General features: G+C 56.3%; 20 protein-coding genes and 4 pseudogenes. 14 read left to right on the top strand and 10 right to left on the bottom strand.

Annotation, left to right across the window (positions count from 1 at the left end):
* Positions 1–179: 179 nt before the first annotated feature.
* The 4 genes from JWV26_RS23015 to gntR all read left to right on the top strand — a co-directional run bounded on the left by JWV26_RS23015 (position 180) and on the right by gntR (position 4896).
* Positions 180–1301 (top strand): gluconokinase, GntK/IdnK-type, encoded by a 1122-nt coding sequence (locus JWV26_RS23015; RefSeq protein WP_206417909.1) that lies wholly within the window; start codon positions 180–182, stop codon positions 1299–1301.
* Between the two features lie 49 nt (positions 1302–1350).
* Positions 1351–2628, top strand: coding sequence for a TRAP transporter large permease (locus tag JWV26_RS23010; RefSeq protein ID WP_072423870.1), 1278 nt, complete (start codon positions 1351–1353; stop codon positions 2626–2628).
* Positions 2629–2685: 57 nt separating this feature from the next.
* The gene (locus JWV26_RS23005; RefSeq protein WP_093052088.1) at positions 2686–3699 is read left to right on the top strand and encodes a TRAP transporter substrate-binding protein; all 1014 of its coding nucleotides are present in this window, start codon (positions 2686–2688) and stop codon (positions 3697–3699) included.
* 177 nt (positions 3700–3876) lie between these two features.
* Positions 3877–4896 (top strand): HTH-type transcriptional regulator GntR, encoded by a 1020-nt coding sequence (gene gntR, locus JWV26_RS23000; RefSeq protein WP_206417908.1) that lies wholly within the window; start codon positions 3877–3879, stop codon positions 4894–4896.
* Between the two features lie 3 nt (positions 4897–4899).
* Here the strand turns inward: gntR and JWV26_RS22995 are convergent, their stop codons facing one another.
* Together JWV26_RS22995 and JWV26_RS22990 are read right to left on the bottom strand one after the other, a co-directional pair.
* Positions 4900–5931 carry a lipase secretion chaperone gene (locus tag JWV26_RS22995; RefSeq protein ID WP_206417907.1) on the bottom strand — a complete coding sequence of 344 codons (1032 nt, stop codon included), beginning with the start codon at positions 5929–5931 and terminating at the stop codon, positions 4900–4902.
* A gap of 127 nt (positions 5932–6058) precedes the next feature.
* Positions 6059–7012 (bottom strand): triacylglycerol lipase, encoded by a 954-nt coding sequence (locus JWV26_RS22990; RefSeq protein WP_017676782.1) that lies wholly within the window; start codon positions 7010–7012, stop codon positions 6059–6061.
* A gap of 512 nt (positions 7013–7524) precedes the next feature.
* On the opposite strand from JWV26_RS22990, the gene JWV26_RS22985 reads away from it, so the two are divergent.
* The gene (locus tag JWV26_RS22985) at positions 7525–7833 is read left to right on the top strand and encodes a class I SAM-dependent methyltransferase (RefSeq protein ID WP_206417906.1); all 309 of its coding nucleotides are present in this window, start codon (positions 7525–7527) and stop codon (positions 7831–7833) included.
* Between the two features lie 99 nt (positions 7834–7932).
* Here JWV26_RS22985 and JWV26_RS22980 read toward each other — a convergent pair.
* Positions 7933–8262 (bottom strand): annotated as a pseudogene (locus JWV26_RS22980) (GreA/GreB family elongation factor); the annotation flags it as partial.
* A 127-nt stretch (positions 8263–8389) separates the two neighbouring features.
* On the opposite strand from JWV26_RS22980, the gene gmtY reads away from it, so the two are divergent.
* Genes gmtY through gmtX form a run of 3 tightly spaced genes read left to right on the top strand, consistent with a single transcriptional unit; the run spans position 8390 to position 14835 of the window.
* Positions 8390–9751, top strand: coding sequence for a gamma-mobile-trio recombinase GmtY (gene gmtY / locus JWV26_RS22975; RefSeq protein ID WP_206417905.1), 1362 nt, complete (start codon positions 8390–8392; stop codon positions 9749–9751).
* Positions 9744–14246: a gamma-mobile-trio integrase GmtZ gene (gene gmtZ, locus JWV26_RS22970; protein WP_206417904.1), complete on the top strand. Its 4503-nt coding sequence runs from the start codon at positions 9744–9746 to the stop codon at positions 14244–14246. The genes gmtY and gmtZ overlap by 8 nt, the downstream gene beginning before the upstream one ends.
* Before the next feature lie 4 nt (positions 14247–14250).
* The gene (gene gmtX, locus JWV26_RS22965; protein ID WP_206417903.1) at positions 14251–14835 is read left to right on the top strand and encodes a gamma-mobile-trio protein GmtX; all 585 of its coding nucleotides are present in this window, start codon (positions 14251–14253) and stop codon (positions 14833–14835) included.
* A gap of 340 nt (positions 14836–15175) precedes the next feature.
* On the opposite strand, the pseudogene JWV26_RS22960 reads toward gmtX, so the two are convergent.
* The 5 genes and pseudogenes from JWV26_RS22960 to bufA2 all read right to left on the bottom strand — a co-directional run.
* Positions 15176–16048: pseudogene (locus tag JWV26_RS22960) on the bottom strand (heavy metal sensor histidine kinase); the annotation flags it as partial.
* A 194-nt stretch (positions 16049–16242) separates the two neighbouring features.
* Entirely contained in the window at positions 16243–17046 is an 804-nt protein-coding gene (istB, locus tag JWV26_RS22955; RefSeq protein ID WP_013983804.1) for an IS21-like element ISPst3 family helper ATPase IstB, read from the bottom strand.
* Positions 17039–18538, bottom strand: coding sequence for an IS21-like element ISPst3 family transposase (istA, locus tag JWV26_RS22950; RefSeq protein ID WP_125836939.1), 1500 nt, complete (start codon positions 18536–18538; stop codon positions 17039–17041). The genes istB and istA overlap by 8 nt, the downstream gene beginning before the upstream one ends.
* A gap of 115 nt (positions 18539–18653) precedes the next feature.
* Positions 18654–19226 (bottom strand): annotated as a pseudogene (locus JWV26_RS22945) (MbnB/TglH/ChrH family RiPP precursor modification enzyme); the annotation flags it as partial.
* 44 nt (positions 19227–19270) lie between these two features.
* Positions 19271–19531, bottom strand: coding sequence for a BufA2 family periplasmic bufferin-type metallophore (bufA2, locus tag JWV26_RS22940; protein ID WP_004577564.1), 261 nt, complete (start codon positions 19529–19531; stop codon positions 19271–19273).
* A 290-nt stretch (positions 19532–19821) separates the two neighbouring features.
* Between bufA2 and JWV26_RS22935 the strand changes: the two genes are divergently transcribed.
* The 6 genes from JWV26_RS22935 (at position 19822) to JWV26_RS22910 (ending at position 24729) form a co-directional block, all read left to right on the top strand.
* Positions 19822–20028, top strand: a complete 207-nt coding sequence (locus JWV26_RS22935) for a co-regulatory protein PtrA N-terminal domain-containing protein (RefSeq protein ID WP_003139535.1) — start codon at positions 19822–19824, stop codon at positions 20026–20028.
* 193 nt (positions 20029–20221) lie between these two features.
* Positions 20222–22036, top strand: a complete 1815-nt coding sequence (locus JWV26_RS22930) for a copper resistance system multicopper oxidase (RefSeq protein WP_003452314.1) — start codon at positions 20222–20224, stop codon at positions 22034–22036.
* Between the two features lie 12 nt (positions 22037–22048).
* Positions 22049–22363: a hypothetical protein gene (locus JWV26_RS22925; RefSeq protein WP_206417902.1), complete on the top strand. Its 315-nt coding sequence runs from the start codon at positions 22049–22051 to the stop codon at positions 22361–22363.
* Complete coding sequence (locus JWV26_RS22920; RefSeq protein WP_206417901.1) at positions 22353–23444, top strand: copper resistance protein B; 1092 nt, start codon at positions 22353–22355, stop codon at positions 23442–23444. The genes JWV26_RS22925 and JWV26_RS22920 overlap by 11 nt, the downstream gene beginning before the upstream one ends.
* A 9-nt stretch (positions 23445–23453) precedes the next feature.
* Positions 23454–24296 carry a c-type cytochrome gene (locus JWV26_RS22915; protein ID WP_206417900.1) on the top strand — a complete coding sequence of 281 codons (843 nt, stop codon included), beginning with the start codon at positions 23454–23456 and terminating at the stop codon, positions 24294–24296.
* On the top strand, positions 24286–24729 hold the full coding sequence (locus tag JWV26_RS22910; protein WP_206417899.1) for a DUF411 domain-containing protein: 444 nt from the start codon (positions 24286–24288) through the stop codon (positions 24727–24729). Before JWV26_RS22915 ends, JWV26_RS22910 begins: the two co-directional genes overlap by 11 nt.
* A 171-nt stretch (positions 24730–24900) precedes the next feature.
* On the opposite strand, the pseudogene JWV26_RS22905 reads toward JWV26_RS22910, so the two are convergent.
* Both JWV26_RS22905 and JWV26_RS22900 read right to left on the bottom strand, forming a co-directional pair.
* Positions 24901–26226: pseudogene (locus JWV26_RS22905) on the bottom strand (OprD family porin).
* 154 nt (positions 26227–26380) lie between these two features.
* Positions 26381–26713: a DUF2790 domain-containing protein gene (locus JWV26_RS22900; protein WP_206417898.1), complete on the bottom strand. Its 333-nt coding sequence runs from the start codon at positions 26711–26713 to the stop codon at positions 26381–26383.
* Positions 26714–26841: the final 128 nt, after the last annotated feature.

Below are 26841 nucleotides of genomic sequence, written 5' to 3'. Positions count from 1 at the left end.
CGGGGCAGGTAGGCGATATTGAACGTGTCAGTCAGCAGCGGACCAGAGCTGGGTGATAGCCATTAGCGGAAATGCTCTACGAAATGTTGCCGAAAGAGGGTTGTCGGATGATTTGGATAGCGCTAACATCCGGATCAAACAATGAGCGGTGCCACCTCGATGGTGCCCATGGAGTTCCCATGCAACAGCAGCCTTGCGCATTGCCTGCCCGTACCACCCTGGTGGTCATGGGGGTCAGTGGCTCCGGCAAGAGCGAGATCAGCCAGGCGGTCGCCACCGCACTCGGTTGGCGCCATATCGAAGCCGATCATTTCCATCCTCCCGAAAACGTAGCGCGCATGCGCGCGGGCATCCCACTGAGTGACGAAGACCGTCGCCACTGGCTGGATGCGCTGTGCGAGCAGATGCTGGCCGCGCAGGCCGCGGGTGAATGTTTCGTACTGGCTTGCTCGGCGCTCAAGCGCGCTTACCGCGAGCGCCTGCGTCAGTCGGTTCCGGGGTTGCAGTTCGTGCACCTGGATATCGACCACGCCACCGCGGTGCAACGTGTCGGCGCTCGGCCCGGACATTTCATGCCGACTTCGCTGGTCGACAGCCAATTCGCCACCCTCGAAAGCCCGGCAGGCGAACCATACGTACGAGTCGTCGATGCGCAGCAGTCGCGGCAAGCGTTGGTGGCCGACATTCAGGCTTGGGTACGTCGCGAAGCGGTGGAGGCCGTGTCGAGCCAGGCTCAGGATATGCTCGATAGCGAAATTGATAGCGCTAACCAGTCGGCTCAGCTAGGCGCCGAGCCGATCTACGAAGGCCGCATCGCGCGCATGTTCGATCGCCTGACCGATGGGCTGATGGCGGTGCTGATGGCCTTCATGGTGGTGGCGGTGTTTACCAATGTGGTGCTGCGCTACGCCTTCGGCACCGGCTGGCCGGGTGCCGAGGAGCTTTCACGGCTGGCGTTCGTCTGGCTGGTCTTCGTCGGTGTGGCCTCTGGTATGCGCCGCGGCGAGCTGATGACCTTCCGCATGATTCGCGACCGCTTCCCGCTGCTGGCGCAGCGATTGGTGGATTCACTGAGCTGGATTCTCGTGGCAGGAGCGAGCCTGCTCTCGGCCTTGGGTGCCTGGAATCAGGTGCAGTTCGGCTGGGGCAATGTCAGTACCGTGATCGGTTATCCGGTGGTGCTGGCGATGCTACCGGTGCTGGCGAGCATGCTGGTGCTGGCCATTCTGGCGGTGGTGCAGTTGGTCAACCTCTGGCGGCATACGCCGCAGGTAAGGCTGACCCAGGCTCAGGTCGAATGATGCTGGCCCAATTCCAACAATACGGGCACTGCCCAGCGAGGACCTGCCGATGACTGTCGCGGTATTTCTTTCTTCCCTGCTGGGGTTCATGGCATTCGGCATGCCCATCGCCTTCGCCCTGATCCTCACCGCGGCCGTACTGATGTGGTACCTGGATTTCTGGGACGTGCAGTTGCTGGCGCAGAACCTGCTCGCCGGCGCTGACAGCTTCCCGCTGCTGGCGGTGCCGTTCTTCATCCTGGCTGGCGAGCTGATGAACGCCGGCGGTATTTCCCGGCGCATCATCGCCATGGCGCAGGCCTACTTTGGCCACCTGCGCGGAGGCCTCGGTTACGTTGCCATTGCGGCCGCCGTGCTACTGGCCAGCATGTCCGGTTCGGCACTGGCCGATACCGCAGCACTGGCCACCTTGCTGTTGCCGATGATGCGCCAGCGCGGTTATCCGGTGCATTCCTCGGCGGGCCTGGTAGCCGCTGGCGGCATCATCGCGCCGATCATTCCGCCATCGATGCCGTTCGTGATCTATGGCGTGGTCACCAACACCTCCATCAGTCAGCTGTTCATGGCAGGTCTGGTGCCGGGGCTGATCATGGGCGCAGGTCTGATCATTGCCTGGACTCTGATCGCCCGGGGTTTCACCGAGCCAACGCCACCCAAGGCCAGCGCCGCCGAGCGTCGTCGGGTGCTGATCGACGGTGCTGCGGCGCTGATGTTGCCGGTAATCATCGTCGGTGGTCTGCGCTTCGGTATCTTCACCCCTACCGAAGCGGCGGTGGTCGCTGCGGTCTACGCCTTGGCCGTTTCCACCTTGCTCTACCGCGAGCTGAGCTGGGGCGATCTGATGGAAACCCTGACCCGCGCCAGCCGCACCACGGCGTCGGTGATGTTCCTATGCGCCGCTGCCACGGTATCGGCCTACATGATCACCCTGGCGCAGTTACCGGACGAGATTGGCGCCATGCTCGGGCCGTTGGCCGAACACCCGCGACTGCTGGTGCTGGCGATCATGCTGCTGATGATCGCAGTGGGCATGGTGCTCGACCTGACCCCGACCATCCTGATTCTGGCGCCGGTACTGGCTCCCATCGCGATCAAGGCCGGTGTCGATCCGGTGTACTTCGGCGTGATGTTTGTGCTGATCGGCTCCATCGGCCTGATCACGCCGCCTGTGGGCACCGTGCTTAACGTCGTCGGCGGTATCGGCAAGTTGCGCATGGAAGTGCTGGTACGCGGCGTCATGCCGTTCTTCCTGATTTACCTGATCATCGTCGCGATGCTGGTGGCGTTTCCGTCCATCGTCACCGTGCCGCTGGCCTGGCTGCGCTGAGTTGACCTGACGGCGTTGGCGCGCCGACATCATTCACAACAATAAGAGGTAGACCCGATGAAACGTCCACTGCTCGCCATCCTCACCGCTGCCATGCTGTGCAGTCCGCTCGCCAGTTTCACCGTCCATGCCGATGACGTGCGCTCACGCATGATCCGCTTTGGTTACGGTCTCAACGAGAACAGCAATCAGGGCCGCGCGGCCAAGCTGTTCGCCGAGGAGGTCGCCAAGGCCTCCGACGGCAAGCTGAAGGTGCGTACCTTCGGTGCCGCCAGCCTGGGCTCGGATGATCAGATGCAGAGTGCGCTGATTGGCGGCGCGCAGGAAATGATGGTCGGTTCCACCGCGACCCTGGTGGGCATCACCAAGGAAATGGCGGTGTGGGACACGCCTTTCCTGTTCAGCAGTGCCGAGCAGGCCGATGCCGTGCTCGACGGCCCGGTGGGCCGCCAGGTAATGGACAAGCTGGAAGAGAAGGGCCTGGTCGGCTTGGTGTACTGGGAGAACGGCTTCCGCAACCTGACCAACAACACGCGGCCGATCAGCAGGCTGGAGGACTTCTCCGGCGTCAAACTGCGCGTGATGCCCAACCCGGTATTCCTCGAGACCTTCAAACTGATGGGCGCCAATGCCGTGCCGCTACCATTCTCCGAGCTGTTCACCGCGCTGGAGACCAAGGCCGTCGACGGCCAGGAAAATCCCTTCAACACCATTCTTTCCTCGAAATTCTACGAGGTGCAGAAGTACCTGACCGTGACCAACCACGTGTACAGCCCGTGGATCGTCACCGTGTCCAAGCGCTGGTGGGATGGCCTGTCGCAAACCGAGCAGAACATCCTGCTGGAAGCGGCGAAGAAGGCGCGTGACTTCGAGCGTAAGGACACCCGCGAGGAAGCTGCCCGTGCCCTGGCCGAGCTGAAAGACAAGGGTATGCAGATCAACGAAGTGGAAGCGGCGCAAGTGCAGCGCATGCGTGAGCAGGCCGCGCCGGCGATCCAGAAGGTCGTCGACACAGTCGGTCAGCAACTGTTCGATCAGGTGCAGGCTGAGGCCGAAAAGGCCGCTCTATAAGGGCTTGCCCAGGATTGGCGCGCTCAGTGCGCCGCTGATTCTGGGCAGGTTCGAGGTTTCGCGGGGCACGCAGGTGGTAACGCTCCTTGCATGGTGGCGTTACCCCGGGCGGCGTGTCCCGCGCTTTATTCCCCGGCGGGGCTGGTAGAATCGGCCGCTGAAATCATTGGAGGCGCTATGAGCCAACGCCGTCGCCGGTCCGCAGAACGTGTCACCTTGTCCGACGTGGCCAAGGCCGCGGGCTGCTCGTTGATGTCCGCTTCGCGCGCGCTGTCGCAGCCGGGGCGGGTGTCCGATGCGTTGCGCGAGCAGGTGATGCGCGCGGCCCAGACGCTGGGTTACGTGCCTAATCCGGCTGCGCGGGCATTGGCCAGTTCACGCTCGAACCTGGTGGCGGTAGTGATCCCGTCGCTGTCGAACTCGGTGTTCGTCGATACCGTGGAGGCCATCCAGCGGGTGCTGATGCCGGCCGGCTTCGAAATGATGATCGGCGTCAGTCATTACCGGGTCGAGGAGGATGAGCGTCTGTTGCGTTCCTATCTGGCGCACCAGCCAGCGGGGCTGCTGCTCACTGGCTTCGAGCGCAGCGATGCGGCGCGCGAAATCCTCGGTGCCAGCAGTTGCCCATTGGTGACGTTGATGGAATTGAGCGAGGAGCCGGAGGATTACTGCGTCGGCTTCTCTCAGGTCGAAGCGGGGGCCGCGATGACCCGTGCCCTGGTGCAGCGTGGTTACCGCCATATCGCCTTCGCCGCAGCGCAGCTTGACCCACGCACCCTGCAGCGCGCAGAAGGCTACCGTCAGGTGATGCGCTACCTCAATCGACATGATCCGGCGTTGGAGTTGCTGACACCGCAGTTGTCATCCATCGGCTTGGGCGCCGAGTTGCTCGATCGCCTGCTGGCACAGCAGCCGCAGATCGATGCGGTGTTCTTCAACAACGACGACCTGGCCATGGGCGCGCTGTTCCGCGCGCGTCAGTTGGGCCTGGACGTTCCGGGACGCCTGGCCATCGCCGGTTTCAACGATTTGCCAGCTGCAGCCTGGATGCATCCGGCCTTGAGTACCGTGCGTACCACCCGTGGTCGTGTCGGTGAGCTGGCGGCGAACATGCTGCTGGCGCTGATGCGTGGCGAAACGCCGGAGCAGCACTGCATCAATGTCGGCTTCGAGCTGGTGATGCGCGACAGCGCCTGAGGCCTACAGCTTCTTGTTGGCTGCCGCCAATTGCTCGGCGGCGTCCAGGCGCAGGCGTTCACGCTCATCGAAACGTTCTGCTGCCAGGGCCTCGATCGCCACGCGCTTGTCGCTGTTGCTGAGCCCCTCATTGGCCTGAATCTTCGTCTTGGCGGTGATGTAGTCATCCAGACGTCGCTGCCAGTTCTGTCGTTGGCTATCCAGCGCCTCCAGGCGCGTGGTGGCTTCGGCGCCTACCAACTGCTGACGCATCTGGCGGATCTGCGCCGCGCTGGCGCCTTCGGCCTGCAGGCGTGCGGTGTGCTGCCGCAGTTCCTGCTGCAACTGCGGCAGTAGGGCGTCCTGCAGCTCTTCAGGCAGGGATGCGCGCAGGCGGTCGATGGCAACGCCTCTTTCCTCTGCGCTCATTGTGCTGTCGTGCTGGATGGCCAGGCGCTCCAGAGTGAAGCGATTGTAGCCTTCCTCACGGGCGAAGAAGGCCTGGTGGGTTTCGCTGTCGAACAACCTTGCGCGCAGGGCCTGTACGGCGGTCTCGCGCTGGCGCATGGCGTCCAGGCTGGCCATTTGTGGCAGGTCGCGCTCCAGCAGCACCAGCTCTCGCTTGTAGCTCAGGTATTGCTCCAGCAGTGCCTGCGCGCGGGCTCGTGCAGGTTCCTGCAATTGGCTGTCAATGTAATTGCGCAGGCGTGACACGCTGGCATCCAGGCTTTCCTCGCCGATGCTGGCGAGGAAGTAATCGAAGATCCGGCGGATGTCTTCGCTGATGATCAGATTGCCGGCAGCGTCCACGCGAAAGCTGCCGTCGACTTCGGTGCCGACGAAGGAGCTGGGCAGGGTCGGCGTCGTGGCCTTCTTCTGCGTTTTTTGGTTGGTCGCTGTTAAGGCCTCTGCAGCCGGGGCCGGTCCAGGCTGCGTAGCCTTGGCAGTGGCGGCGGGAGGCATGAATTGGGTCGGTTGGTGTCCGGGTTGCAGGTAAAGCATCAACGCCAGGCCGGCAACGATCAGTAAAGGCAGGGCGAACAGGGTTTTCTTCACGGCAGGTTCCAGTAAGGCGTTCGAACCATTGCTCAGCGCTGGTACCTCGCAGGGTGCGCCGAGCGCACCGAAATGCCGACGTTCCCAGCATCCGGTGCGCGCGGCGCACCCTACGAAGCGCAGCAGTTCAGAGCCCGGCGTTCTTCAGGCGGTTGGCGTGCTGGCGATAGACAGTCACCGGGTCGGTCTCGAACAGACTGGTCAGGCCCAGGGTCTGGTTGACCTCGTCGAGATGGTTCATTCGGTAGTTGTCACGAATCACCTGGCCCATGCGCGAGCTGCAGCGGCCGACCAGACCGTCGTTGGCTTCGTTGCCGAAGGTCAGTGAGGAGGCGCCCATCAGCAGGTCGCTCGGGTCGAGCAGGTTGGTCAGCGGGCTGGTGCCGCTCCAGGAGTAATAGCGCACACCGTTGACGCTATAGGCACCTTCGCCGCAGGCGCTGGTGGGTATGCCTTGTGGGAACTTGGCATTGAAGCGTGCTGCACCCTCGCTGTTGAGCGACTCCAGCGAGCCCAACGCATTCTGCGGGGTGGTACTGGAACTGCCGGAGAGGAAGTTGATCAGCGTCCCCAGGCCGTTGACGATGCCAACCAGCAGCGGGGTGGCGACCGGACCTGCCGGGCCGTCGCTGATGCCCTTGAGGAAGTCGGCGGTGGCCGAACCCTTGTGCGGTGCACCGACGCTGGTGACCGATGCCACCAGATCCGGGCGTACGGCGGCGACGTAGCGGGTGGTAGGGCCGCCATGGCTGTGGCCGATCAGGTTGACCTTGCCTTTGCCGCTGATGGCGACGATGTCCTCGACCTGCTGCAGCAATTGCTCGCCACGTGCTTCGGAGGTGTCCAGCTGGCTGACTTCGGTGACATAGACACTGGCACCGTCACGGCGCAGTGCCGCCGGGATGCCATACCAGTAATCGACGCCGAGGATGCTGTCGAAGCCGAGCATGCCGTGGCCGAGGACGATCGGGTACTTGGTCTGGGTGTAGCCGGATGAACCGAACCAGAAAGCCTGGGTCTGGCCGCTGGCGAGCAGGCCGGTACCGAGGCAGAGGGCGAGCAGGGTTTTATTGTTCTTCATGGGCGCTCTCGATGATTTTTGTTGAGGCAGTCAGCTGCTTCCCGCAACACAGATCACGCCCATTCCGTGGCGCGTACGGCGCAAGAACGATGGCAGGAAACATGCCATCGTCCTGCAGATTCCAGCGAGCCCTCTATGCAAGCGGTTTCCGGGATTTTCGGGCAACTTGGCGTCGATATCGTTGCGTGTTTTCTGTTACGTGCCGAAACGTCAGGCCGCGCCGAGGGCCGCAATCGATCTGGCCAGGCGGGGCGTCCATGGCCAGGAACGGGTCTTTTGAGCGGATGGAAATGCGCGGATCGACCGTCGCCCAATCGAAGGTTGGGGTCGAAGTGGGGTGCGCCTTGACAGTTTGCCGTGGGCTTCTCTAGGATGCGCCCTGCGCCGATTTAAACAGCTACTTGCGGGGCGCCACAGGGTGTTGTCATCAGCGCCTGAAATTCCGCTAAAGCGCTGGTTCGGTGTCGCCTCTCACCGCTGCCCAGCGGGATTCTCGAGGCGGAGACTCGACCATGATCTGTCCCCAACCCCTTATTCGTCTGGCGCCCATCACTTCGGGCCTGCTGCTGCGCAATCCGCGCGTGCTGCTGGGCGGCAGCCACCAGCCTACCTTGCTGCGCTATCTTGAAGGCTGGCCCAAGCGCTGGGCCGGGTCGCGTGCCTTTCGCATCCAGTTCGTGCAGAACGGCGAGTCGCTGAGCCGCTTCGCGCGCGACAGCTTCGATCTGGCCGTGATCCAGGCGCCTAGCGCCGAGGACCTGGCACAAACTGTCGGTGAGCTGGTGCGGGTGGCGCGTCAGGCGCTGATTACCCGGCGCTAGTTGGGCTGTGGGGGAAGCCGGCTATCAGCGTAGGAGCGAGCTCTGCTCGCGAAGCTTTTTAAACGCCATTATTGCGAGCAGAGCTCGCTTCTACAGCACCTAGGGATATTCGATCTCGACGATATAGCAGGTCTTCTCTCCACTGGGGCTGTGCACCCGCACTTCGGCGTCCAGCTCCTTGCCGACCAGGGCGCGGGCCAGAGGCGAGTCGATACTGATCAGGCCCTGTTTCAGGTCCAGCTCGTCGGGGCCGACGATGCGGTAGCGCGACTGTTCGCTGTCTTCGTCTTCGATGGTGACCCAGGCACCGAAGTACACCTTGTTCGGATCGGACGGCTTGTCGCTGACGACCTTGAGCTTCTCCAGACGCTTGGTGAGGAAGCGCACACGGCTGTCGATCTCGCGCAGCATCTTCTTGCCGTAGGTGTATTATCACCTCACGCAAAACATACTATTTTATCAAGCACCCTACCGCCACGTACCAAAGATTTTCCTTCCATTTCAAGACGCTAATCAGGAAAGTATTGCGAATCGCGTAGTACTTGGTTGGCAAGAAATGGCATACGTGCTGAAGGTGAAGGTGAGGTATAGAGGTGACAATACCGGTCGGGTGCTGCGCCTTCCCGCGCTGTTGACTGAAAACGGGGTGCTACTGTCGCACCTTCGATATCTGGTCAAGATGACTCGCAACGGACAGTCATGGAGGGAAAGGTCAACATTCGCGATCTTGCTATTGATTAGATACATCAATGCCAATGAAGGGGTATTCAGCGAGACAACGGAGTTGTTAGAAAACTTTGATAGTGTTTTGCGTTCAGGAACCATAAGCCCTGTTACGCTGACGGATCCCACTGGTTTGTACTGGGATTCTCGCAGTGCCGAAGATGCTGACAATCTAATTTACCTAATTACTCACTATACGGATTGGCTTGCTGACCAGCCTGAATACAAGACCAGCCGTGCCAACCCATTTCGACTAGCTACGAACGCTGAGCAGCGCCTGAATTGGTGCGCCTACTATCAGAAGCACGATAAAGTTTTTCTTAACCATCTACAGAAAAATGAAGATGCTAGGGCGCGTAATCGTGTTGTTCGGGTGGTGGGGCGTGAGGGAAGTCCGCCTATAGCTTTGGAGGAAGTGAAGAAATTTCCTGAGGCTAGCATTTTAAAACTGCTGGACGAAGGCTTCATCCGAGCTCGTTGCAAAGCGTATTCTGATCCAAATCAGCGAATCGATTGGAAAGGTCGTGCCCTTACTTTGCTGATGCATTATGGCGGCATTCGTAAAAGTGAGGCATTTCACTTATACCTAACCGATATTGATATCGACATTGTCCGCAACGAAGCAATAGTGCGTATTTATCATCCATCTGAGGGCGCATCGCCAGATGGAAGTTACAAGTCGCGCAAAGAGTATCTAGCTAAACGCTTTCATCGTGTTCCACGGACAGAATACCTTAAGAGCGAGCGCCTGCATGCTGGATGGAAAGCTCCGGTACTATGTAGTAGAGAAAAATTTTTTAAAGTCAATTTTTTTCCCCCTGCTAAGGCTACTGAGTTTTTGTATGTCTTTCAGCAGTATCTACTGCATCAGCGAGTTGAGCCCGAAAATAACGACCATCCCTATGCCTTTACTAATACAAAAGGACAGCCTGAAACAATTAAAAATTTTCAGCGCCTGCACAAGGCTGCTGTCAACAGTATTGGCTTGGCTCATGAGAAGTATCTAGGTACCACGGAGCATGGCCATCGGCATGCATATGGTTATCGACTGGCTTCTCATGGTTTTACCCAGCATGAAATACAGAAGATGATGCGTCACCGCTCTCCTGATTCATGCTTAGTGTATACCCAATCTAGTAGCGAGGAGCTTCGCGCCCTGATGGAAGAAAAGTTGTCGAGGAATGGGGATGGCTAATTTTTACCGCACTATCGAAGAAGCCTCGATCGCCGCGCGCTCATTGGGAATAACTTCTAAGAGGGACTATGAGCAGCGTTATCGTGATGATCCGTTGCTACCCTCCAGCTTAAGCAGAACATACAAGGACAGTTGGCTGGGATACCCAGATTTCTTTCGTCGTACTAATCCTAGTGCAGAATTTGAACCTTACAAAACTCTGGCAGAGGCCACTGCTGCGGTCAAGACGCTCGGAATTATAAGTGCTCGAGAATATAAATCCCGCTATCGTGAAGACCCAAAGCTTAGAAGTAAGCCGGAGCAGATTTATAAGTCTGAATGGCTTGGATATCCAAGTTTTTTTGGTAGGAAAATTGATAGCTATTATCCAGAGTTAGACCAGGCTAAAGTAGCAGTTCAGATGCTTGGCATTTCAACTGGTCGTGAATATCTGCGCGAATATAAACGCGATTCTCGATTGCCGCGTCGGCCTGAAATGATTTACGAGTCAGAGTGGAGATGTTGGGGGGATTTCCTTTCAAGAAAACTTGGTGGTATCGAAAAATATAAAACATTGGGGTTGGCGTCGGTTGCAGTTCGGCGGTTAGGCTTAAAATCTCAAGCTGACTATGATGAGTTACATTCATTTGATATTAAGCTTCCGGCCAGGCCTGACGAGTTTTACAGAAATGAATGGATTGGTTGGGATGATTTTTTTGACATAAATGCTGCGTCTCAAAATTTTTTCAACACTTTTGAGTTAGCTCGATCTGAAGCGCAGAAACTAAAGGTAGTGAGTCGTTGTGAATATCAGAAGAAAATAATAAATGACGAACGGTTTCCGGTATTCCCAAATAAATTTTACTCCGAGCAATGGAAAGGATGGCGTGACTATCTGGAAGTCATGCATGTTGATGATGGGCATTACAATTATACGGAAGCTCGTAAAGTTTGCATGGGTTTTAGGTTTAAAAGTAAAGCTAAATATAAGCGCGATTGCCGCAATTTGGATTCGCGTCTTCCAAGTAATCCGGAAGTTCTATATTTTGATGATTGGGCTGGGTGGCAGGTCTATCTCGGTACGACATTTGGAAGTGGTTTCTACACGTTTGAGGAAGCGAAACGTCGAGTATTGGAGCTGCAGATATCGACGCGTAGGCGCTATGCTCTCGCGCAGCGTGAGGATCCTATGCTCCCATCTCAGCCTGAGTCCACTTATCGTAAAAGTTGGAGTGGTTGGAGAGAGTTTTTATCTCAAAATGCAAATAAGTATTACGCCACTATTGATTTAGCAAGGGAAGCGGTGTGTCGGTTAGGTGTTGCTACTAAAAAGGAATATAGAGAGCGCTATATTGAAGATAAGCTGCTCCCATTGAATCCGCATAAAATTTATTCTGACGATTGGCTCAGCTATCCACATTTTTTAAATAAGCGGGAAGGCGTGGATATGTATGAAAGCATTGAGCAAGCTAGTGATGCAGCGAAGCGTCTCGGGTTACTAACTAAAGCGTCATATCGGGAAGGTTATAAAAAAGATCCTAAACTTCCGTCAGCGCCGGATGAGGTGTACCAGGACAGTTGGAGGCTATGGGGGTGGGAAGAGTTTCTTGGTAACGAAAAATATTCGTTTAAAGAAGCTGGCCAGGCGGCTCGGAAACTTGGCATTACAGGTCACAGCGAGTATTCACGATTATATCGGCTGGATCAAAGTTTGCCGAGCGCCCCATGGGAGTACTACCGATCTGAATGGCAGGGCTGGATTGATTTTTTGCTACCTGAAAAGTGCGGTACTTTGTTGGAGGCGAAATTTGCTATAAAAGTCTTAAAGATCAAAACCAGTATGGAGTACCTGAAGCAGTACAAGAATTACTCGTGCCTTCCTGCACACCCGGATAGAGTATTTAGCGACGATTGGGTTGACTGGTATGATTTCTGTGATACCCCAATTCCTTATACTTACGAGGAAACACGCGCTCTAGTCATAGATGACGGAGTTAAAGGGCTAGAAGATTATAAGCGTTTTCTCGCCGTCAAAAATGATCCTCGAATCCCGCGCTCCCCGGCGACTGTTTATAAGGATAAATGGAATAGTTGGTATGAGTTTGTTAATAAGCCAGAGCCGTACAAGATCAAATATATTCGTGCGCCATATTTGGCTTGGGCTGAGAGTATAGAGCAATTTCTTAAAGTATCTCGTGGTGGTAGTAATAAAGAATTGGTGCTGTGTCGATTTGTTCGTGACTACATTCAGAAATATGAGCTTGGATATGCGCCTGAAGTGTTCTTTGCATCTGCCAAGGTAGATCTTAATATATTCGAAGAGTTTATTTATAGTTCGGGCGGAAGTGCTAAGCGCTGGCTCCTTGCGGCGGCAAAAGAGTTCGCTGATTATGTTATTAGAACAAAGCTTACATTTGAGGACGAAGACACAGGTGAGCGTGTGGTTGCTCTAGGTGCTCGTAATCCATTTGTAAGTGTTTCTTACGATCGGGGCGGTCAAGTTGGCAGTTCGGGCGAGACTAACAAGCCTGCTCTGGCCTATCAGCATGTTCAATCGATGTGTAATTGGATCATCCCTGAAACAGCACTAAACTTTGGTGATCTAGCGCACCTGCAGGGATTTGATGCCGACTGGTTCGAGGTTGATTCGAAAGTCTTAGATACAGCGGATCCAGATTGTATTTTCAAATCTGAAAATGGCAAAACGTTGATGTGGTTCCCAGGTTACTGGATGCACACATACGCGCTTGCATCAGTGCCTGCACGCGGTCGTCAATTGGCATATGTTGATTCTGGAGAGGCCGAGGCTGAAATTCCTCAGTTTGAGGGCGGCAAGATCGTATGGACCCCTAATGTGTCCGCACTTGCTGGGATGACTAAAGACCAAGGTTTCATCAAACGCTACCCTGGTGACAATATCGGTATGCGTTTTACTTCAAACAAGACTTCAGTTCGGTCTGAGGGATATGCAGTTCCTTGGATTCCGGAGAAACTTGCGGTTTGGATTATTCGGTTTCGTAATTGGCAGAGCAAGTATAATCCCGTGACGAGGCCTATGCCATGGATAGAGTGTGTCAGAACTGATCTTAATGAAAAGCAGCGGAGTGCAAAGGGTGAAAATTGCTTTTTGTTCCGTGAATTTGGTGAAGAGGAGTGTGGGAATTACTCGTCCCGGCTCAGGGATCGGTTAGCGGCGGCACTGTATCATAGTCAGCCCGCCGGATTAGAACTTGCAGAGTCTAAAGGAAAACACTCGTCGCTAACTACTTATAGTACACCTTATTCACCCCATAGTATGCGAGTCAGCCTAATCACGGCGTATGTCATAGAATTTGGCTTGCCACTTGATATAGTGATGAAAATTGCAGGTCACAGCTCTATTATCATGTCGCTGTACTACGTAAAGCTTAACGCCGAGGGGCTTCGTGTCAAGTTTGCGGAAGGTGAAAAGAGAGCTCTATCGAATCAGGTCTATGCCACCATCCAAATGCTTGAGCAAAATAGGGTGGATGAGATAAGGAGTCAACTGATTCAAAATAATGAGGAGGCTATTCTGCGTTATACAGGAAAAGGTCTTCCAGGTAGTTTTCTTTTTCGTGATTACGGATTTTGTCCTTTTGCCGGAACTCGTTGCGATGATGGTGGGCCGTTGATTGGAGCTACTCAGGTTCGACAGCCTATTATGGGGGGCTACCTAGGCATGCAGAACTGTCTGCGCTGTCGGCATTTTGTTACGGGGCCTGTTTTTATTGGCGGGCTGCTATACATAGCGAATGAAATATCTTTGCAAGCCGCTATTCAATTTGATCACATTGCAGACATTAATTCAAAAATCGCTGAAGTGTCACAAGCGATTGAAGAGCTAGATGATGCTGAATACGCTGCGTCGAAGGTGGGGGAGAAGTTTGACACAAGAGATCGAACCAGCATAGAGATGAAAGCTCGAAAACTACAGTCTGAGTTGGAGAGTGCTGCGAAGAAAGCTGACCTTTTTCTCTGTGATATCCAGTCAGTGTCTCGTTTAATAAATCAAAGCCAGGCTGTATTGAATGAGCAGGTTGCGCAGAAACATGACGATAACCTTCCTCAGTTGATTGTTCAAAGTGGGCATGAACTTACCATCGCGTTAGAAGACTCTTCAAGGTTTCACTTGCTGAGTGAGGTGTGTGAGAATGCTGAAATTTACGAAGCGGCTTCTGCAGAGCTTGCTCTTCCTTCTCGATCACAGATGCTCGATAGAATGATCGCATTCAATAATATGACTCCTAAGATGTATGCGCTCGATAAGCAACAGCAGTTGGTCATTGGTAACCAGTTGACGAATTTTCTCCTCACGCGTGTTAAATCTTGGGCGAAGGTGGATGATTTAATTACTGGAAAACTGCTGTTGAGCGACTTAAACGAAGAGGAGCGCATTGAGCCTAAGGAAATCAAAGCAATCCTCGGTGGCAGCAAGCATGCCATTGCAAGTGACATGACCATGGAGCTGCAGGGGGGGGTAGGTGATGGATCCTAAAGCTATGCTTGAACACCTCAAGGCGTTTGTTTCTCCACGAACCCAATTAACGCTAGATGCGATTTATAAGGTTTGTCTAGAACAGGTTGAGCGTGGAGTTTCGGATTTCAGTTTCGCCACTGTGGCTCGGTTAGGTGAAAATCGGGGCGTGCCAAAGGCACAAAGTATTCGAAACGCTTCTGGTGTCCACTATCGGGCACTCATAGAGTCTTTTGTGGCTGAGTTTCCAGCCAAAAAAATTGCTCATAAGGAAACCAAGGCTAACGCATGGGTTGATGAGCTGCCTACCGCTCGACATAGACTCTTGGTGAAAATACTGATCTCTGAGTTAGCGGAGGCGCGCCGTTTAATCAAAGAAGTTGTACCTCCTGGGTTGGAAATTTATGTTGACGACCGTAGGGCCTCTCCAAGCACTTTCAAGTTGGACAACGTCGAAAGGCGTGCTTTGGAGTACATTATTTCGGATGATTTTATGAAAAAATGGGAATTTCACAGGGGTGATAAGGGAGACGTGCTCGACCAATCTGGAGTTCGTGTGCTGAAACCGGGTACGTTTGAGGCTATTGAGAAAGCTCTACGTCATCTTTAAAAGCCTAACCACCGGACGTTCTAGGGTGCTTCAGGTTGGCAAGACCACCGTATCGATTCGGCATGCGCCTCGATGGCTGATGGCTGATGGCTCTTGGCGCTACTGGAGCGGGGGATGCCATTCGAGCATTGGATTGGCTGGGCAAGGCAAGCGTAGGTGATGCCGTTTCAAAGCTTCATAAACTACTACCCGAGAGCGAATGGCGGGCTCTAGTGTCAGCTCACCGCTCATTGCCTGCCTGGATGGCGAAAGCCATCTGCGCTCGGTCGAATTGCACCTGAGCTCGCTCTGTCAAGTTGGGCTAGCTGTCTGCTGTAGTCTACTTACCGGCAGACCGACATCAGCTGGGATGGGGGAGTTCAATGTGAAAGCCCGTGAGGCCAGCCGCTGAAGTACACCAAATGCGGCCTTTGTGAGCCTCGATTATGGATCGGGTGATGGCAAGCCCGAGCCCGGCATTGCTCGGGCTACCTTCGCGTCGAGCAGGGTCTACCCGGTAAAAGCGGTCGAAGAGTTTCTCTAGATGCTCCGAGCTGATTGTGTTCCCTGGGTTCTCGATGCTGAAGGTAGTTGAGTCCGCTGTCTGGCGGATCAGAACCGAAATTCTCTTTCCCGCCGGCGTGTAACGCAGCGCATTGGACAGCAAGTTGGACAGCGCTCGATCAAGCATCAGCCGATCTCCTAGCACTTGGCCTTTGCCTGTGAGCGAAAGTTCAATGCCGCGCTCTTCGGCCAGGAGGTGGTAGTAGTCAAACAGTTTGAAAACTACGTCAGCCAGTTCGATCCTGGCCTGCTCTGGAATGATCAGGCCATTATCAGCCTTGGCCAAGAACAGCATGTCATCGATCATGCGAGACATGCGCTTCAATTCCTCCAGGTTCGAGTACAGATTCTCCTCGTAGGCATTGATATCGCGCTTCTTGCTTAGCACCACTTCAGTGTGGGTCATCAGGTTGCTGACGGGGGTGCGCAGTTCGTGTGCGATGTCAGCGGAGAAATTGGAGAGTCGAATGAAGGCCTCTTCAAGTCGGGCCAGCATCGCGTTGAAGGACAGTACCAACTGCTGAAGTTCCTGTGGCACCGGCTCAAGAGGAATCCGTTCCTGCAATGAACGGGCTGACATCCCGGTGGCCACGCGAGTGACCTGTCGCAGCGGCCTGAGGCCACTGCGAGCAACCACCCAGCCAAGCGCTGCACTGACCAAGGCACTGATTGTTGGCGCTGATGGAAAATTGACCCACCCTGCCGATTGAAATTTGACCCAGGGCGGATTGCTGATTTTGTTACCAGCAACTGTGGATAAGTCTACCAGCGCAGCTGCTTTTGAACCCACTCCCTCGCTGTCCCAGTTCAGCTGTTGAAGACCTGCCACATGCAGCCATGCAGCAGGCCGTCGTCACCATGAAATCAGAACGACTCATCGTCCTCCGGTTCCTGGCCGCCCTTACGCTTTCGCTCCCGTGATTTGATCTTGGCCTGGGCCGCCAAGCTACTGTGTTGCAGGCGATAGGACTCGTTACCGGTTTCGACGATGTGGCAGTGGTGGGTCAGCCGATCCAGCAGGGCGGTGGTCATCTTGGCGTCGCCGAACACGCTCGACCATTCGGCGAAGCTCAGGTTGGTGGTGATCACCACGCTGGTGTGTTCGTACAGCTTGGACAGCAGGTGAAACAGCAACGCACCGCCAGCCTGGCTGAACGGCAGATAACCCAGTTCGTCGAGGATGACCAGATCCATGCGCAGCAGTGCCTGGGCGATCCGCCCGGCTTTGCCGTCGTGTTTTTCGCGCTCCAGCAGATTGACTAGATCGACCGTGGAGTAGAAGCGCACGCGCTTGCCATGCCGGGTGATGCCGGACACGGCCAGCGCGGTGGCTAGGTGGGTTTTACCGGTGCCTGGCCCACCGATCAGCACCACGTTCTGCGCGGTGTCGGTAAAGGCCAGGCTGGCCAGCTCGCTGATCAGGCGTGCGTCGGCGCTAGAGGCGTTGAAATCGAAGCTGGCCAGATCGCGGTGCATCGGCAGCTTGGCCATGTTCATCTGGTGGCTCACCGAGCGCATGGCGCGATCTGTGTGCTCTTGTTCCAGCAGGTGTTCGAGCAGCCACTTGGACGAGGCTGTGTTCGACTCACCCTGTGCAGTTAACTCCGCCCAGGCCGTGGCCATGCCGTGCAGGCGCAGCTCCTTGAGTTCCGCCATCAAATCACGCATGACCGACCTCCTCGGCCTGGCCACGCAGGCGGTCGTAGCGCGCCGTGTTAGCGACGGGGGCTTCCTTGAGCGACAAGTGGCTTTCGACGCTGGGTGGTGGTTCGGTCGCGGCCAGGCGCGCCACGACATTGAGGATGTGTTCGGCGCTCAGGCTGCCGCTTTCCAGTACCAGCTCAACAGCCACCAGCACCGCATCGAGCCCGGCGACCGGTACGGCAGCCAGAACTTGCGCCATGATCCGGTCACCGCCGGCATGACGCCCCAGACCGTGCTTAAGCTGACGCAGCGGCGCCGGCAGATCAGCAAAGGGCGCGCCGTTGCGCAGCGCACCGGGCTTGCGTTCGATCAGCGGGAGGTAGTGCTGCCAGTCATAGCTGACCTGGTCGCGATCCAGCAAGCGGACATGGCTGGCGATCAGCGCGTCGTCAGCCACCACCTCGATTCGCGTCGGATACAAACGGCTGCTGACCCACTTACCCGCGTACTCACACGGCACCGAGTAGCGGTTGCGCCCGACGCTGACCAAGCAGGTGCTGGAGACCCGCGCAGGCCGCTCGACGTAACCGTCGAATGGCGCTGGCACAGGCATCAGTTCAGCGCGCTCCAACTCCAGCACTTCGGCCACACTCAGACCGCTGTATTGAGGGTGCGTCAGCTCGTTCCAAAGCGCGCGGCAGCGCTGGCCCAGCCAGGCATTGAGTTCCTCGAAGGAGTGAAACTGGCAGTCCTGGGCGTCTAGCCAGATACGCCTGCGGCTGTCTTGCACGTTCTTTTCAACGATGCCCTTTTCCCAACCAGCGGCGACGTTGCAGAAGTCCGGATCGAACAGGTAATGCGCGCACATCACCGCAAAGCGTGCATTCACCGCCCGGCCTTTGCCCTTATTGACCTTGTCGACGGCGGTCTTCATGTTGTCGTAGATGCCCCGGCGCGGCACGCCGCCCAAGGCGCCGAACGAGCGTGTATGGGCGTCAAATAACATCTCATGGCCCTGGCTCGGATACGCCACAAGCCAGAACGCACGGCTGGCACACAGCTTCAGATGTGCCACCTGCATACGCCGGTAAATGCCGCCGACCAGCAAGCCTTCCTCGCTCCAGTCAAACTGAAACGCCTCGCCAAGAGCAAAGGTCAGCGGCACAAAGGCCTGCGACGCCTTGCCCTGTCCCCCTCGCCAGGCACGGATAAACGCGGTGAGCTGGCTGTAGCCACCGTCATAACCATCGGCTTTGATTTGCGCCAACAGCGCCTTGGCACTGCGCCGCTGTTGCTTGGGGCGCAGCGAATCGGCTTTTAGCGCCTGCTCTAGCGTGACGTGAAAAGGGCTGAGTTTGTTAAAGATCGCGCGGCGTTGGTACACCGGCTGCTTGGCCTCAGGTGCTCTGACCCACTTGCGAATCGTGTTGCGCGCCAGCCCGGTGCGCTTGGCTATCTCATGCAGCGACAGCTTGTCGCGGAAATACATCCGGCGGATTTTGCCCATCATTTCCATACTGATCACCCTGTGTTCTCCTGCTCAAAAATTGAGCAGAAGCAGTTGAACACCTGGGTCAGTTTTCAGTCGGCAGAACAGCCTCTACTGGGTCAGTTTTCGGTCAGCGGCAACACTGCCATGGGTCGAAATCCTGATTTCGTGCGCTGACGTAGACGTTGTTCACGTCAAGGAGCAATTCGCAACCGGTCAGGAAACTCAGTTCCGAGAGAAACTGCGATTCGCTCATGCTGGACGTCTTCCACTGCACGTAAGAAGAAACGTTCTCCAGCACAATGGGACGTTCCAGAACATCCTGCACTAGACGCACCCGCGCGGCGACATGCAGCAGGCTTTCTTGGGTAAACGGCAGCGGCAGCAGGTCGTGGAGTTGATGGGCGTTGCCGCGACTCCAGCACAAGTGGTCGGAAACCCACTGGGGCTGTATCCGGTCCGCCAGTTGCTTGAGCTGTCGTAGGTAGCCCATGTCCAGGTTATGCGAACCGCCGATCGACAGCGATACTCCGTGCATCACCAACGGGTATTGCTCGCCAATCGCATCGAGAAAGTAGAGGGCCTTGCCACCGCCCACCAGGTAATTCTCGGAAATGATCTCAAACCAGTCGACCGCAGGTCGCTGTTCAAGAATCTGCTGGTAATACTCACTGCGAAGGCCAAGACCGAAACCCAGTGTTTTGCGCTTACTCATTCAAGACTCCAGCAGGGGAGTGGCAGGCACTCCCCGCAACGGCATTATTCGCTGGTCTTGCCACCGGCCTCATCGCACTTGGCCTGAGTCATCAGCTTGAAGCCCTGGCCTTTGCATTCTCCCTGGCCTTTGCAGGCATTTTTGGCGGTCATGCAGTCGTTCTGGCCCTTGCAACCGTTGACGCCGAAGCACTTCACTTCAGCTGCTTTGGTGTCCTGGGCGGCCTGGACAGGCAGGGTAGCAAACAGGCTGGCGGCCACGAGAGCCAGAGCGGCACCGGTAGCGACGTTGGATTTATTCGACATAGTGACAATCTCTCTTAATTGTTGGTGGTCTTATCCGCGGGTGCGAATGACCCTGAGTAGCTTAGGCATCGCTGCCGAGCATGCCCTCTCAAGAAATTCGCAAGGCTTTATGAGGGCATGAAAGACAGTACCGAGCCTTCTGGATGGGCTACAAGAAAGAAATAGCAACCTGACAGAACTGTAATGTTCGGCTCAGGTTGCTGACAGGCCCTCTTAGTTAACGTGACATCGAGCCTAAAGCTCGGCCTCTGCAGTTGCAGGGACCACTTAACTTACGAGGAATACCCAAAATGAAATCGATCAAAGCTCTGCTTGTAGTTACTGCTCTGAGCATCTCCAGCTTGGCAATGGCTGAAGGTGGTGCTGACCGAACCTTCGCGCGCATGGAGCAGGCACGCCAGACGTCTCTGGAGGCCTACCGGGTGGCCCAGCAGCAGAAAGTTGAGGCTCCTGTAGCCAGCAGTCCAACCGAGCAAGCAGAGCACACCAACTGCTGAAGTCATCTACCTTACAGAAATGTAATCACCCGGATGGTTGGGATATGGCAGTTTCATACTGCTCATCGTCGGTAAGGCTTGTGCAATGCACCGACGTGGAAAGTTGAGGGGTAAATCCCCGACATTGAAGCAGCCATGAACCCGAGACCGGGCACACCATCACCGGCTCATTTGACGGATTGGACAAAACGGCATGCAAAGCAAAACCACAAGGCGCACCTTCGTCAAAGGCCTGGCAGCCACCGGTATTATCGGCGGACTTGGCCTGTGGCGCACGCCGGTCTGGGCGGTGAACAGCCCCGGCCAGCCCAACGTACTGACTGGTAACGAATTCGACCTATTCATCGGTGAAACCCCGGTGAACATCACCGGCGCAGCGCGCACGGCCATGACCATCAACGGCTCGCTCCCTGGGCCGATTCTTCGTTGGCGCGAAGGCGATACCGTCACATTGCGCGTGCGCAACCGCCTCAAGGAGGACACCTCCATCCATTGGCACGGCATCATCCTGCCGGCGAACATGGATGGTGTTCCTGGCCTGAGCTTCCATGGCATCGCCCCTGATGGCATGTATGAGTACAAGTTCAAGGTCAACCAGAACGGTACCTACTGGTATCACAGTCACTCGGGGCTGCAGGAGCAGGTCGGCGTATACGGCGCGCTGGTCATCGATGCCAAGGAGCCCGAGCCCTTCAGTTACGACCGTGATTACGTCGTGTTGCTGAGCGACTGGACGGATGAAAATCCAACGCGGGTACTGGCCAAGCTCAAGAAACAGTCGGACTACTACAACCAGCACAAACGCACCGTTGGTGACTTCATCGATGACGTAAGCGAGATGGGTTGGTCCGCCGCCGTAGCCGATCGCAAGATGTGGGCCGAGATGAAGATGAGCCCGACGGATCTCGCTGACGTCAGTGGCTACACCTACACCTACCTGATGAATGGCCAGGCACCCAATGGCAACTGGACCGGCATATTCAAACCAGGCGAAAAGATCCGCCTGCGCTTCATCAACGCCTCGGCGATGACCTATTTCGATGTGCGCATCCCGGGCCTGAAGATGACTGTGGTTGCGGCCGATGGTCTGCACGTCAAACCGGTCAGCGTCGACGAGTTCCGTATCGCCGTGGCCGAGACCTACGACGTGATCGTCGAACCAGACAGCGAACAGGCGTATACCGTGTTTGCACAATCCATGGATCGCACTGGCTATGCGCGCGGCACCCTTGCTGTACAGGAGGGGTTGAGTGCACCAGTACCCAGCCCCGACCCGCGTCCGCTGATTGCCATGGGCGACATGGGTATGGATCACGGCAGCATGGGCGGTATGGATCACGGGAACATGGCCGGGATGGATCAGGGCAATATGGCGGGAATGGATCATGGCAGCATGCAGGGTGGCATGGCCGGCATGGATCACAGCCAGATGGCTGGAATGGATCATTCGGGCATGGCAGGCATGGCAGGCATGGCAGGTGCCATGCAGGCACACCCAGCCTCAGAGACCAACAACCCGCTGGTCGATATGCAAACCATGACACCAACGCATAAGTTGGACGACCCAGGTATTGGTTTGCGAGACAACGGCCGACGCGTCCTCACGTACTCTGACCTGCGCAGCACCTTCCTCGACCCGGATGGTCGCGAACCAAGTCGCACCATCGAGCTGCACCTTACCGGGCACATGGAGAAATTCTCCTGGTCCTTCGATGGCATCAAGTTCTCTGACGCCGAGCCTCTGCGCCTCAAGTACGGCGAGCGTGTTCGCATCACGCTGGTCAACGACACCATGATGACTCATCCGATCCATCTTCATGGCATGTGGAGCGACCTGGAGGATGCGAACGGCAATTTCCTGGTGCGTAAACACACCATCGACATGCCGCCAGGTTCCAAGCGCAGCTATCGAGTGACTGCCGATGCGTTGGGTCGTTGGGCCTATCACTGCCACCTGTTGCTCCACATGGAAATGGGCATGTTCCGTGAAGTTCGTGTGGATGAGTAAAGGAGATTTCTGATGAGCACTTTTATGAAGCGAAATGCCCTGGCTGGCAGCGCAGTCATGTTCAGCCTATTGGCTGCCCTGCACGCACCGGTTTCGTTGGCAGGTGAGGGGCACAGTGAGCACGAACAACATGCTGCCGAGTCGGCTGTGCCCAAGACCACCAGTGGCAATCACGCAGATCAGTCGAAGGATAAGGCGGCTGGCCAGCAGATGGATCATGGCGCCATGGATCACGGAGACAGGAAGCATGACGGCATGAATCACGAAAACATGATGGATAAGCATGGCGGCACCGAAGCCGAAGCAGGTTCGAACCATGACCACTAAGTTTTCACGTCCATCTCTTTTGGCGCTGGCTGTGTCTCTGAGTGCGTTCAGCGGCGGCGTTACCTTGGCTGCGGAAGAAATGGATCATTCGGCAATGGGGCACGGCGCCATGTCGATGGACCATAGCCAGATGAACCACGGTGCTACCAAAGCGCCGATGGAGGGCATGGATCACAGCAAGATGGATCATGGCGCCATGCAGGGCGCATCGGGCAGCATGGATCATAGCCAAATGGGCCACAGCCAGAGCCAAGATAAGGCTCCAGTCATGGATCACAGCAAGATGAACCATGGCGCCATGCAAGGGCAGATGGAAGGCATGGATCATTCAAAGATGAACCATGGCTCCACTGAAGCCCCAAGAACTACCAGCCGTACGCCGATTCCCGTTCTGACGGATGCTGATCGCCAAGCGGCTTTTCCGCCTCTACCTGGCCATAAGGTGCACGACAGCGCCATCAACAGTTTTTTCCTGCTCGATCAGCTCGAATACCAGGATGCAGATGAGGGCAGCACCCTGGCCTGGGATGCGTCGGGCTGGGTAGGAGGTGACATCAATCGGATCTGGTTCCGCTCCGAAGGCGAGCGTACCAACGGCGTGACTGAGGATGCGGAGTTGCAGTTGCTGTACGGCCGCTCGATCGGCCCTTGGTGGGACGTCGTCGCGGGAGTTCGTCAGGACTTCAAACCCGAGTCGCCGCAGACCTGGGCCGCCTTCGGTGTTCAGGGCATGGCGCTTTACGCCTTCGAGGCCGAAGCCACCGCCTTCGTGGGCGAGAATGGCCAGACCGCTGCCCGACTGGAGGGCGAGTACGACATTCTGCTGACCAACCGACTGATACTCCAGCCAACTGCCGAAATGAACTTCTACGGCAAGAACGATCCTGAGCGTGGTGTCGGATCGGGGTTGGCCAATACCGAGCTCGGCTTGCGTCTGCGTTACGAGATTGTCAGGCAGTTTGCCCCCTATGTCGGGGTCTCCTGGAGCCGCTCCTATGGCAACACGGCAGACATGGTCCGCGACGAGGGCGGTGATGTAGACGAGGCGCGTTTTGTCGCCGGTATCCGAATGTGGTTTTGAGAACCTGGCATGAAAAGAACAATTAAAACTTTGGTGGCGGCCGGTGTGGTCGGTAGCACTGCTGTCCTGGCCGGCGCCTACTTTGGCGTGGTCAACGTCGGGGCCGACGACCCGCATTTTCCTGCAGTGCACGCCTTCTTATCGATGGCCCGTGACCGCTCTATCGAGGTTCGCTCGCGGGACATCGAGGTGCCCAACCTCGATGATCAAGCTCTTATTCGCGCCGGTGCGGGTAACTACAACTCGATGTGCATTGGCTGCCACTTAGCGCCAGGTGTGGCGGAGACCGAGTTGAGCCAATCGCTTTATCCTGCGCCCCCCAACCTCGCCAAGATCGGTGTCGATGGCAATCCCGCTGCGACTTTCTGGGTAATCAAGCACGGTATCAAGGCAACGGGTATGCCTGCTTGGGGCAAGAGCATGGGCGATCAGTACATCTGGGGCATGGTCGCCTTCCTCAACCAGCTGCCGACGATGGATGCCAAGCAGTACCAAACACTCGTCGCATCCAGCGGCGGCCATCAGCATGGTGGCGGGGAAACGCAGATGCACAACCATGAAGGGCAGCATGGCGACAACAAGCCTGGGCATCATGGTAATAGCGGCGGTGGCGAAGACCACCATGGCTCAGGTGATGCCGGAGAGCCTGGTCATCACGATGCCGCAGCTACGGGTAACGAAGGTGGCTCCACGTCAGAAGCTGATCACCACTCGAATATGAATGGCGATGACCACCATGCTGGGGATGAGACGCCCTCAAACGGAGGCGGTCATCACTCCGAGCAGGCTCCGAATGCCTCACCCAAGACCCACACCCACTCCGATGGCAAAGAGCACGTTCATGAAAGCTAAATATCTGGCCCTGCTGGCCGCTCTATCCGCCACATCTGCGGTTCAAGCAGCTGATGCCCTGACGATCGATGTCCATCGTGATGCCAATTGTGGGTGTTGCAAGAAGTGGATCTCCCACCTCGAAGCGAATGGCTTCAAAGTCGTCGACCATGTCGAAAGCAACATGACAGCAGTGAAACAACGTCTGGGTGTCGCGCCACGGTTGGCGTCTTGCCACACCGCGGTGATTGACGGCAAGTTCGTCGAGGGTCATGTACCGGCTGCTCAGGTCCTCGAACTCAGCAAGCGCAATGATCTGGTTGGTATCGCGGTTCCCGGGATGCCGGCGGGCTCTCCGGGAATGGAGGTCGATGGCGTACAGCATGCCTACCAGGTCATTGGTTTGACCAAGACAGGTGCCGATCAGGTCATTGCAGAATATCCCGCCGAGTAGCAGCCCATTCCACCGCGGCCGCTTGGGAACGAGTGGCCGATCTTCTTCAAACTGCCCCTAAGTAAAATAGGCGCCCGACGGGCGCCAAGGGCTGTCTCCAAACCAAAGGAGCACTAGAGGGGACAGCAGAGTCAAAATGCGAGCGGCATTCAAACCGCTCGCGCACTGGCGTCAAAGCACTTCCAGTGGGTACTCGACGATGAAGCGGAACTCATCCAAATCCGACTCGAAGTCAGTGGCGCGAGTCGTGGCTTGTCGAATGCGGAAGGACATGTCCTTCAGTGATCCAGACTGCACAACGTACTTGGCCTCGATATCACGTTCCCAGCGCTTCTGGTTGGTCAACGGATCGCCATTGTCATCACGGCGCATGTAGACCTCGTTTGCGTTGCTGTAGTCGGCATCCCAGCCCTGAGCATATCGAGTCATGAAGCTCAGTCCGGGCACACCGAAAGGCTCCATATCCAGGTCATAGCGCACCTGCCATGACTTCTCCTTGGGCGAGTTGAAGTCACTGTACTGAATGGAGTTGTCGAGGTAGATGGAGTCCGATTGGCGCAAGTAGTCGAAGTCGTCATCGCCGTTGTTGCGCTGGAGTCCAACCAGGACGGTGTGCGCGCCGAACTGGATGCCGACCTTACCGCTCCAGATGTTGTTATCGAAGCTCCCGAGGAGCTGCTTCCCTTCATCAACCGCCTTGTAGTAGTTCAGCCCACCGATCAAGGCGACATCGTCCGCAAGCGGATAGCTCAGCGTGGTGCCCGCATAGTATTGATTCCAGGCATCCTTGAGTCGACTGGTGTAGAGACTGAAGCCCAGGTTGTCGCTGAGCGTGTAGTCACCGCCGAAATAGGCGATCCATGGAGAGTCGACTTCGCCCGCGTAGAAGGTGGCGAAGCCGTCACGCATGCTGCTGCTGTTGGGTTGGCTCATCGAGTGAAGGCGACCGCCTTGAAGCGACAGTCCTTCCACACTGGTGTTGGCCACGGTGATGCCGCGGAAGCTCTACGGTAAAAGCCGCGCATCACCGTACTGGACGACCGGGCTGACAGGAAAGACATCGCCTGCCTTGATTTCGGTATCCATGAACCGAGTTTTCACTGCACCGCCCAGCTTGGAGTAGTTGTCCTCAGCCTGCCCGAGGCTGTTATACGGCATCACATCGACTGAGCCGCCTGCACCAGAGCGACCGTCGCCTGTGTCCAGCTTGAGTCCCAGCATTGCAAAGGCATCGACACCAAAGCCTACGGTGCCTTCGGTGTAGCCAGACTCGAAGCGGCCGATCACGCCATGCGCCCACTCTTCCGAGTAGCCGTTACCTGAGCTGCTGGACTGGCCTTTGCGGAAATCACGGTTGAAGTAGAGGTTTCGATTGAGAATGGTCAGGCTACTGCCTTCGATAAATCCCTCGCCTTTCTCGCCGGCGGCCATTGCAGCTTGCCCGGTGCTGACACTTAGAGCGATCAGAGAAAGTCCAAACAGGGCCTTGTTGTTCATGAATGCTCCTGATGTTATTGGCAGTTTCATTGTGTTGTTGGATATATGCGACAAGCGCGCCGGCATAGCCGAGCGCGCTTTTGTCATATTTCCACATGCCAAATAACGTCAGGGTGACTTGGAAATTACATTTCAGTCAGCGCGATGTCATTTATTAGTTCTGGTTCCGGCAGCCTGTCCCGGCTACCCGGTATTCCAGAATATTCAGATTGCCGCTGGAATCCTCGTATGTCATCTGGGCCGGCATCACACCACAGCTCGAATCCGTAGGGGTGCTGGCTACGACCTTGGCGATGTCTAGCTTCATGCCATAGCGGTAGTGAACGACTTCGGGACGATTCTTCCCGTTAGTCGCAGCATACTCTTGCATGGCCTGTTCATTGGCTTGAATCATCCGACCATAAACACGATCAGCGCCACCTTCTGCCATGGCTGCAGAAGTAATAGCCATAATTGTAAATGCGGCAACAGTGTTGAGGGCTTTCATATTCAGTCACTCCTTCCAAGTAGTAATTTGAATATACCCTCGCAACCTGTCACAAAAATGAAGTCAAAGTTACATCGTCGTAATGCTGTTTGTGCTGTTAGTCAGGTGAGCCGCACTTGGTGTGCGGC

Source organism: Ectopseudomonas toyotomiensis (assembly GCF_017167985.1).
GTDB classification, from domain to species: domain Bacteria; phylum Pseudomonadota; class Gammaproteobacteria; order Pseudomonadales; family Pseudomonadaceae; genus Aquipseudomonas; species Aquipseudomonas toyotomiensis.
This window is presented reverse-complemented; position numbering and strand designations above follow the sequence as displayed.

What these genes read in the sequence shown, in the direction of transcription:
- JWV26_RS23015 (WP_206417909.1), top strand. Translation starts at nt 180, where the DNA reads ATGCAACAGCAGCCTTGCGCATTGCCTGCCCGTACCACCCTGGTGGTC.
- JWV26_RS23010 (WP_072423870.1), top strand. Translation starts at nt 1,351, where the DNA reads ATGACTGTCGCGGTATTTCTTTCTTCCCTGCTGGGGTTCATGGCATTC.
- JWV26_RS23005 (WP_093052088.1), top strand. Translation starts at nt 2,686, where the DNA reads ATGAAACGTCCACTGCTCGCCATCCTCACCGCTGCCATGCTGTGCAGT.
- gntR (WP_206417908.1), top strand. Translation starts at nt 3,877, where the DNA reads ATGAGCCAACGCCGTCGCCGGTCCGCAGAACGTGTCACCTTGTCCGAC.
- JWV26_RS22990 (WP_017676782.1), bottom strand. Translation starts at nt 7,012, where the DNA reads ATGAAGAACAATAAAACCCTGCTCGCCCTCTGCCTCGGTACCGGCCTG.
- JWV26_RS22985 (WP_206417906.1), top strand. Translation starts at nt 7,525, where the DNA reads ATGATCTGTCCCCAACCCCTTATTCGTCTGGCGCCCATCACTTCGGGC.
- gmtY (WP_206417905.1), top strand. Translation starts at nt 8,390, where the DNA reads ATGGCATACGTGCTGAAGGTGAAGGTGAGGTATAGAGGTGACAATACC.
- gmtZ (WP_206417904.1), top strand. Translation starts at nt 9,744, where the DNA reads ATGGCTAATTTTTACCGCACTATCGAAGAAGCCTCGATCGCCGCGCGC.
- gmtX (WP_206417903.1), top strand. Translation starts at nt 14,251, where the DNA reads ATGCTTGAACACCTCAAGGCGTTTGTTTCTCCACGAACCCAATTAACG.
- istB (WP_013983804.1), bottom strand. Translation starts at nt 17,046, where the DNA reads ATGCGTGATTTGATGGCGGAACTCAAGGAGCTGCGCCTGCACGGCATG.
- istA (WP_125836939.1), bottom strand. Translation starts at nt 18,538, where the DNA reads ATGGAAATGATGGGCAAAATCCGCCGGATGTATTTCCGCGACAAGCTG.
- bufA2 (WP_004577564.1), bottom strand. Translation starts at nt 19,531, where the DNA reads ATGTCGAATAAATCCAACGTCGCTACCGGTGCCGCTCTGGCTCTCGTG.
- JWV26_RS22935 (WP_003139535.1), top strand. Translation starts at nt 19,822, where the DNA reads ATGAAATCGATCAAAGCTCTGCTTGTAGTTACTGCTCTGAGCATCTCC.
- JWV26_RS22930 (WP_003452314.1), top strand. Translation starts at nt 20,222, where the DNA reads ATGCAAAGCAAAACCACAAGGCGCACCTTCGTCAAAGGCCTGGCAGCC.
- JWV26_RS22925 (WP_206417902.1), top strand. Translation starts at nt 22,049, where the DNA reads ATGAGCACTTTTATGAAGCGAAATGCCCTGGCTGGCAGCGCAGTCATG.
- JWV26_RS22920 (WP_206417901.1), top strand. Translation starts at nt 22,353, where the DNA reads ATGACCACTAAGTTTTCACGTCCATCTCTTTTGGCGCTGGCTGTGTCT.
- JWV26_RS22915 (WP_206417900.1), top strand. Translation starts at nt 23,454, where the DNA reads ATGAAAAGAACAATTAAAACTTTGGTGGCGGCCGGTGTGGTCGGTAGC.
- JWV26_RS22910 (WP_206417899.1), top strand. Translation starts at nt 24,286, where the DNA reads ATGAAAGCTAAATATCTGGCCCTGCTGGCCGCTCTATCCGCCACATCT.
- JWV26_RS22900 (WP_206417898.1), bottom strand. Translation starts at nt 26,713, where the DNA reads ATGAAAGCCCTCAACACTGTTGCCGCATTTACAATTATGGCTATTACT.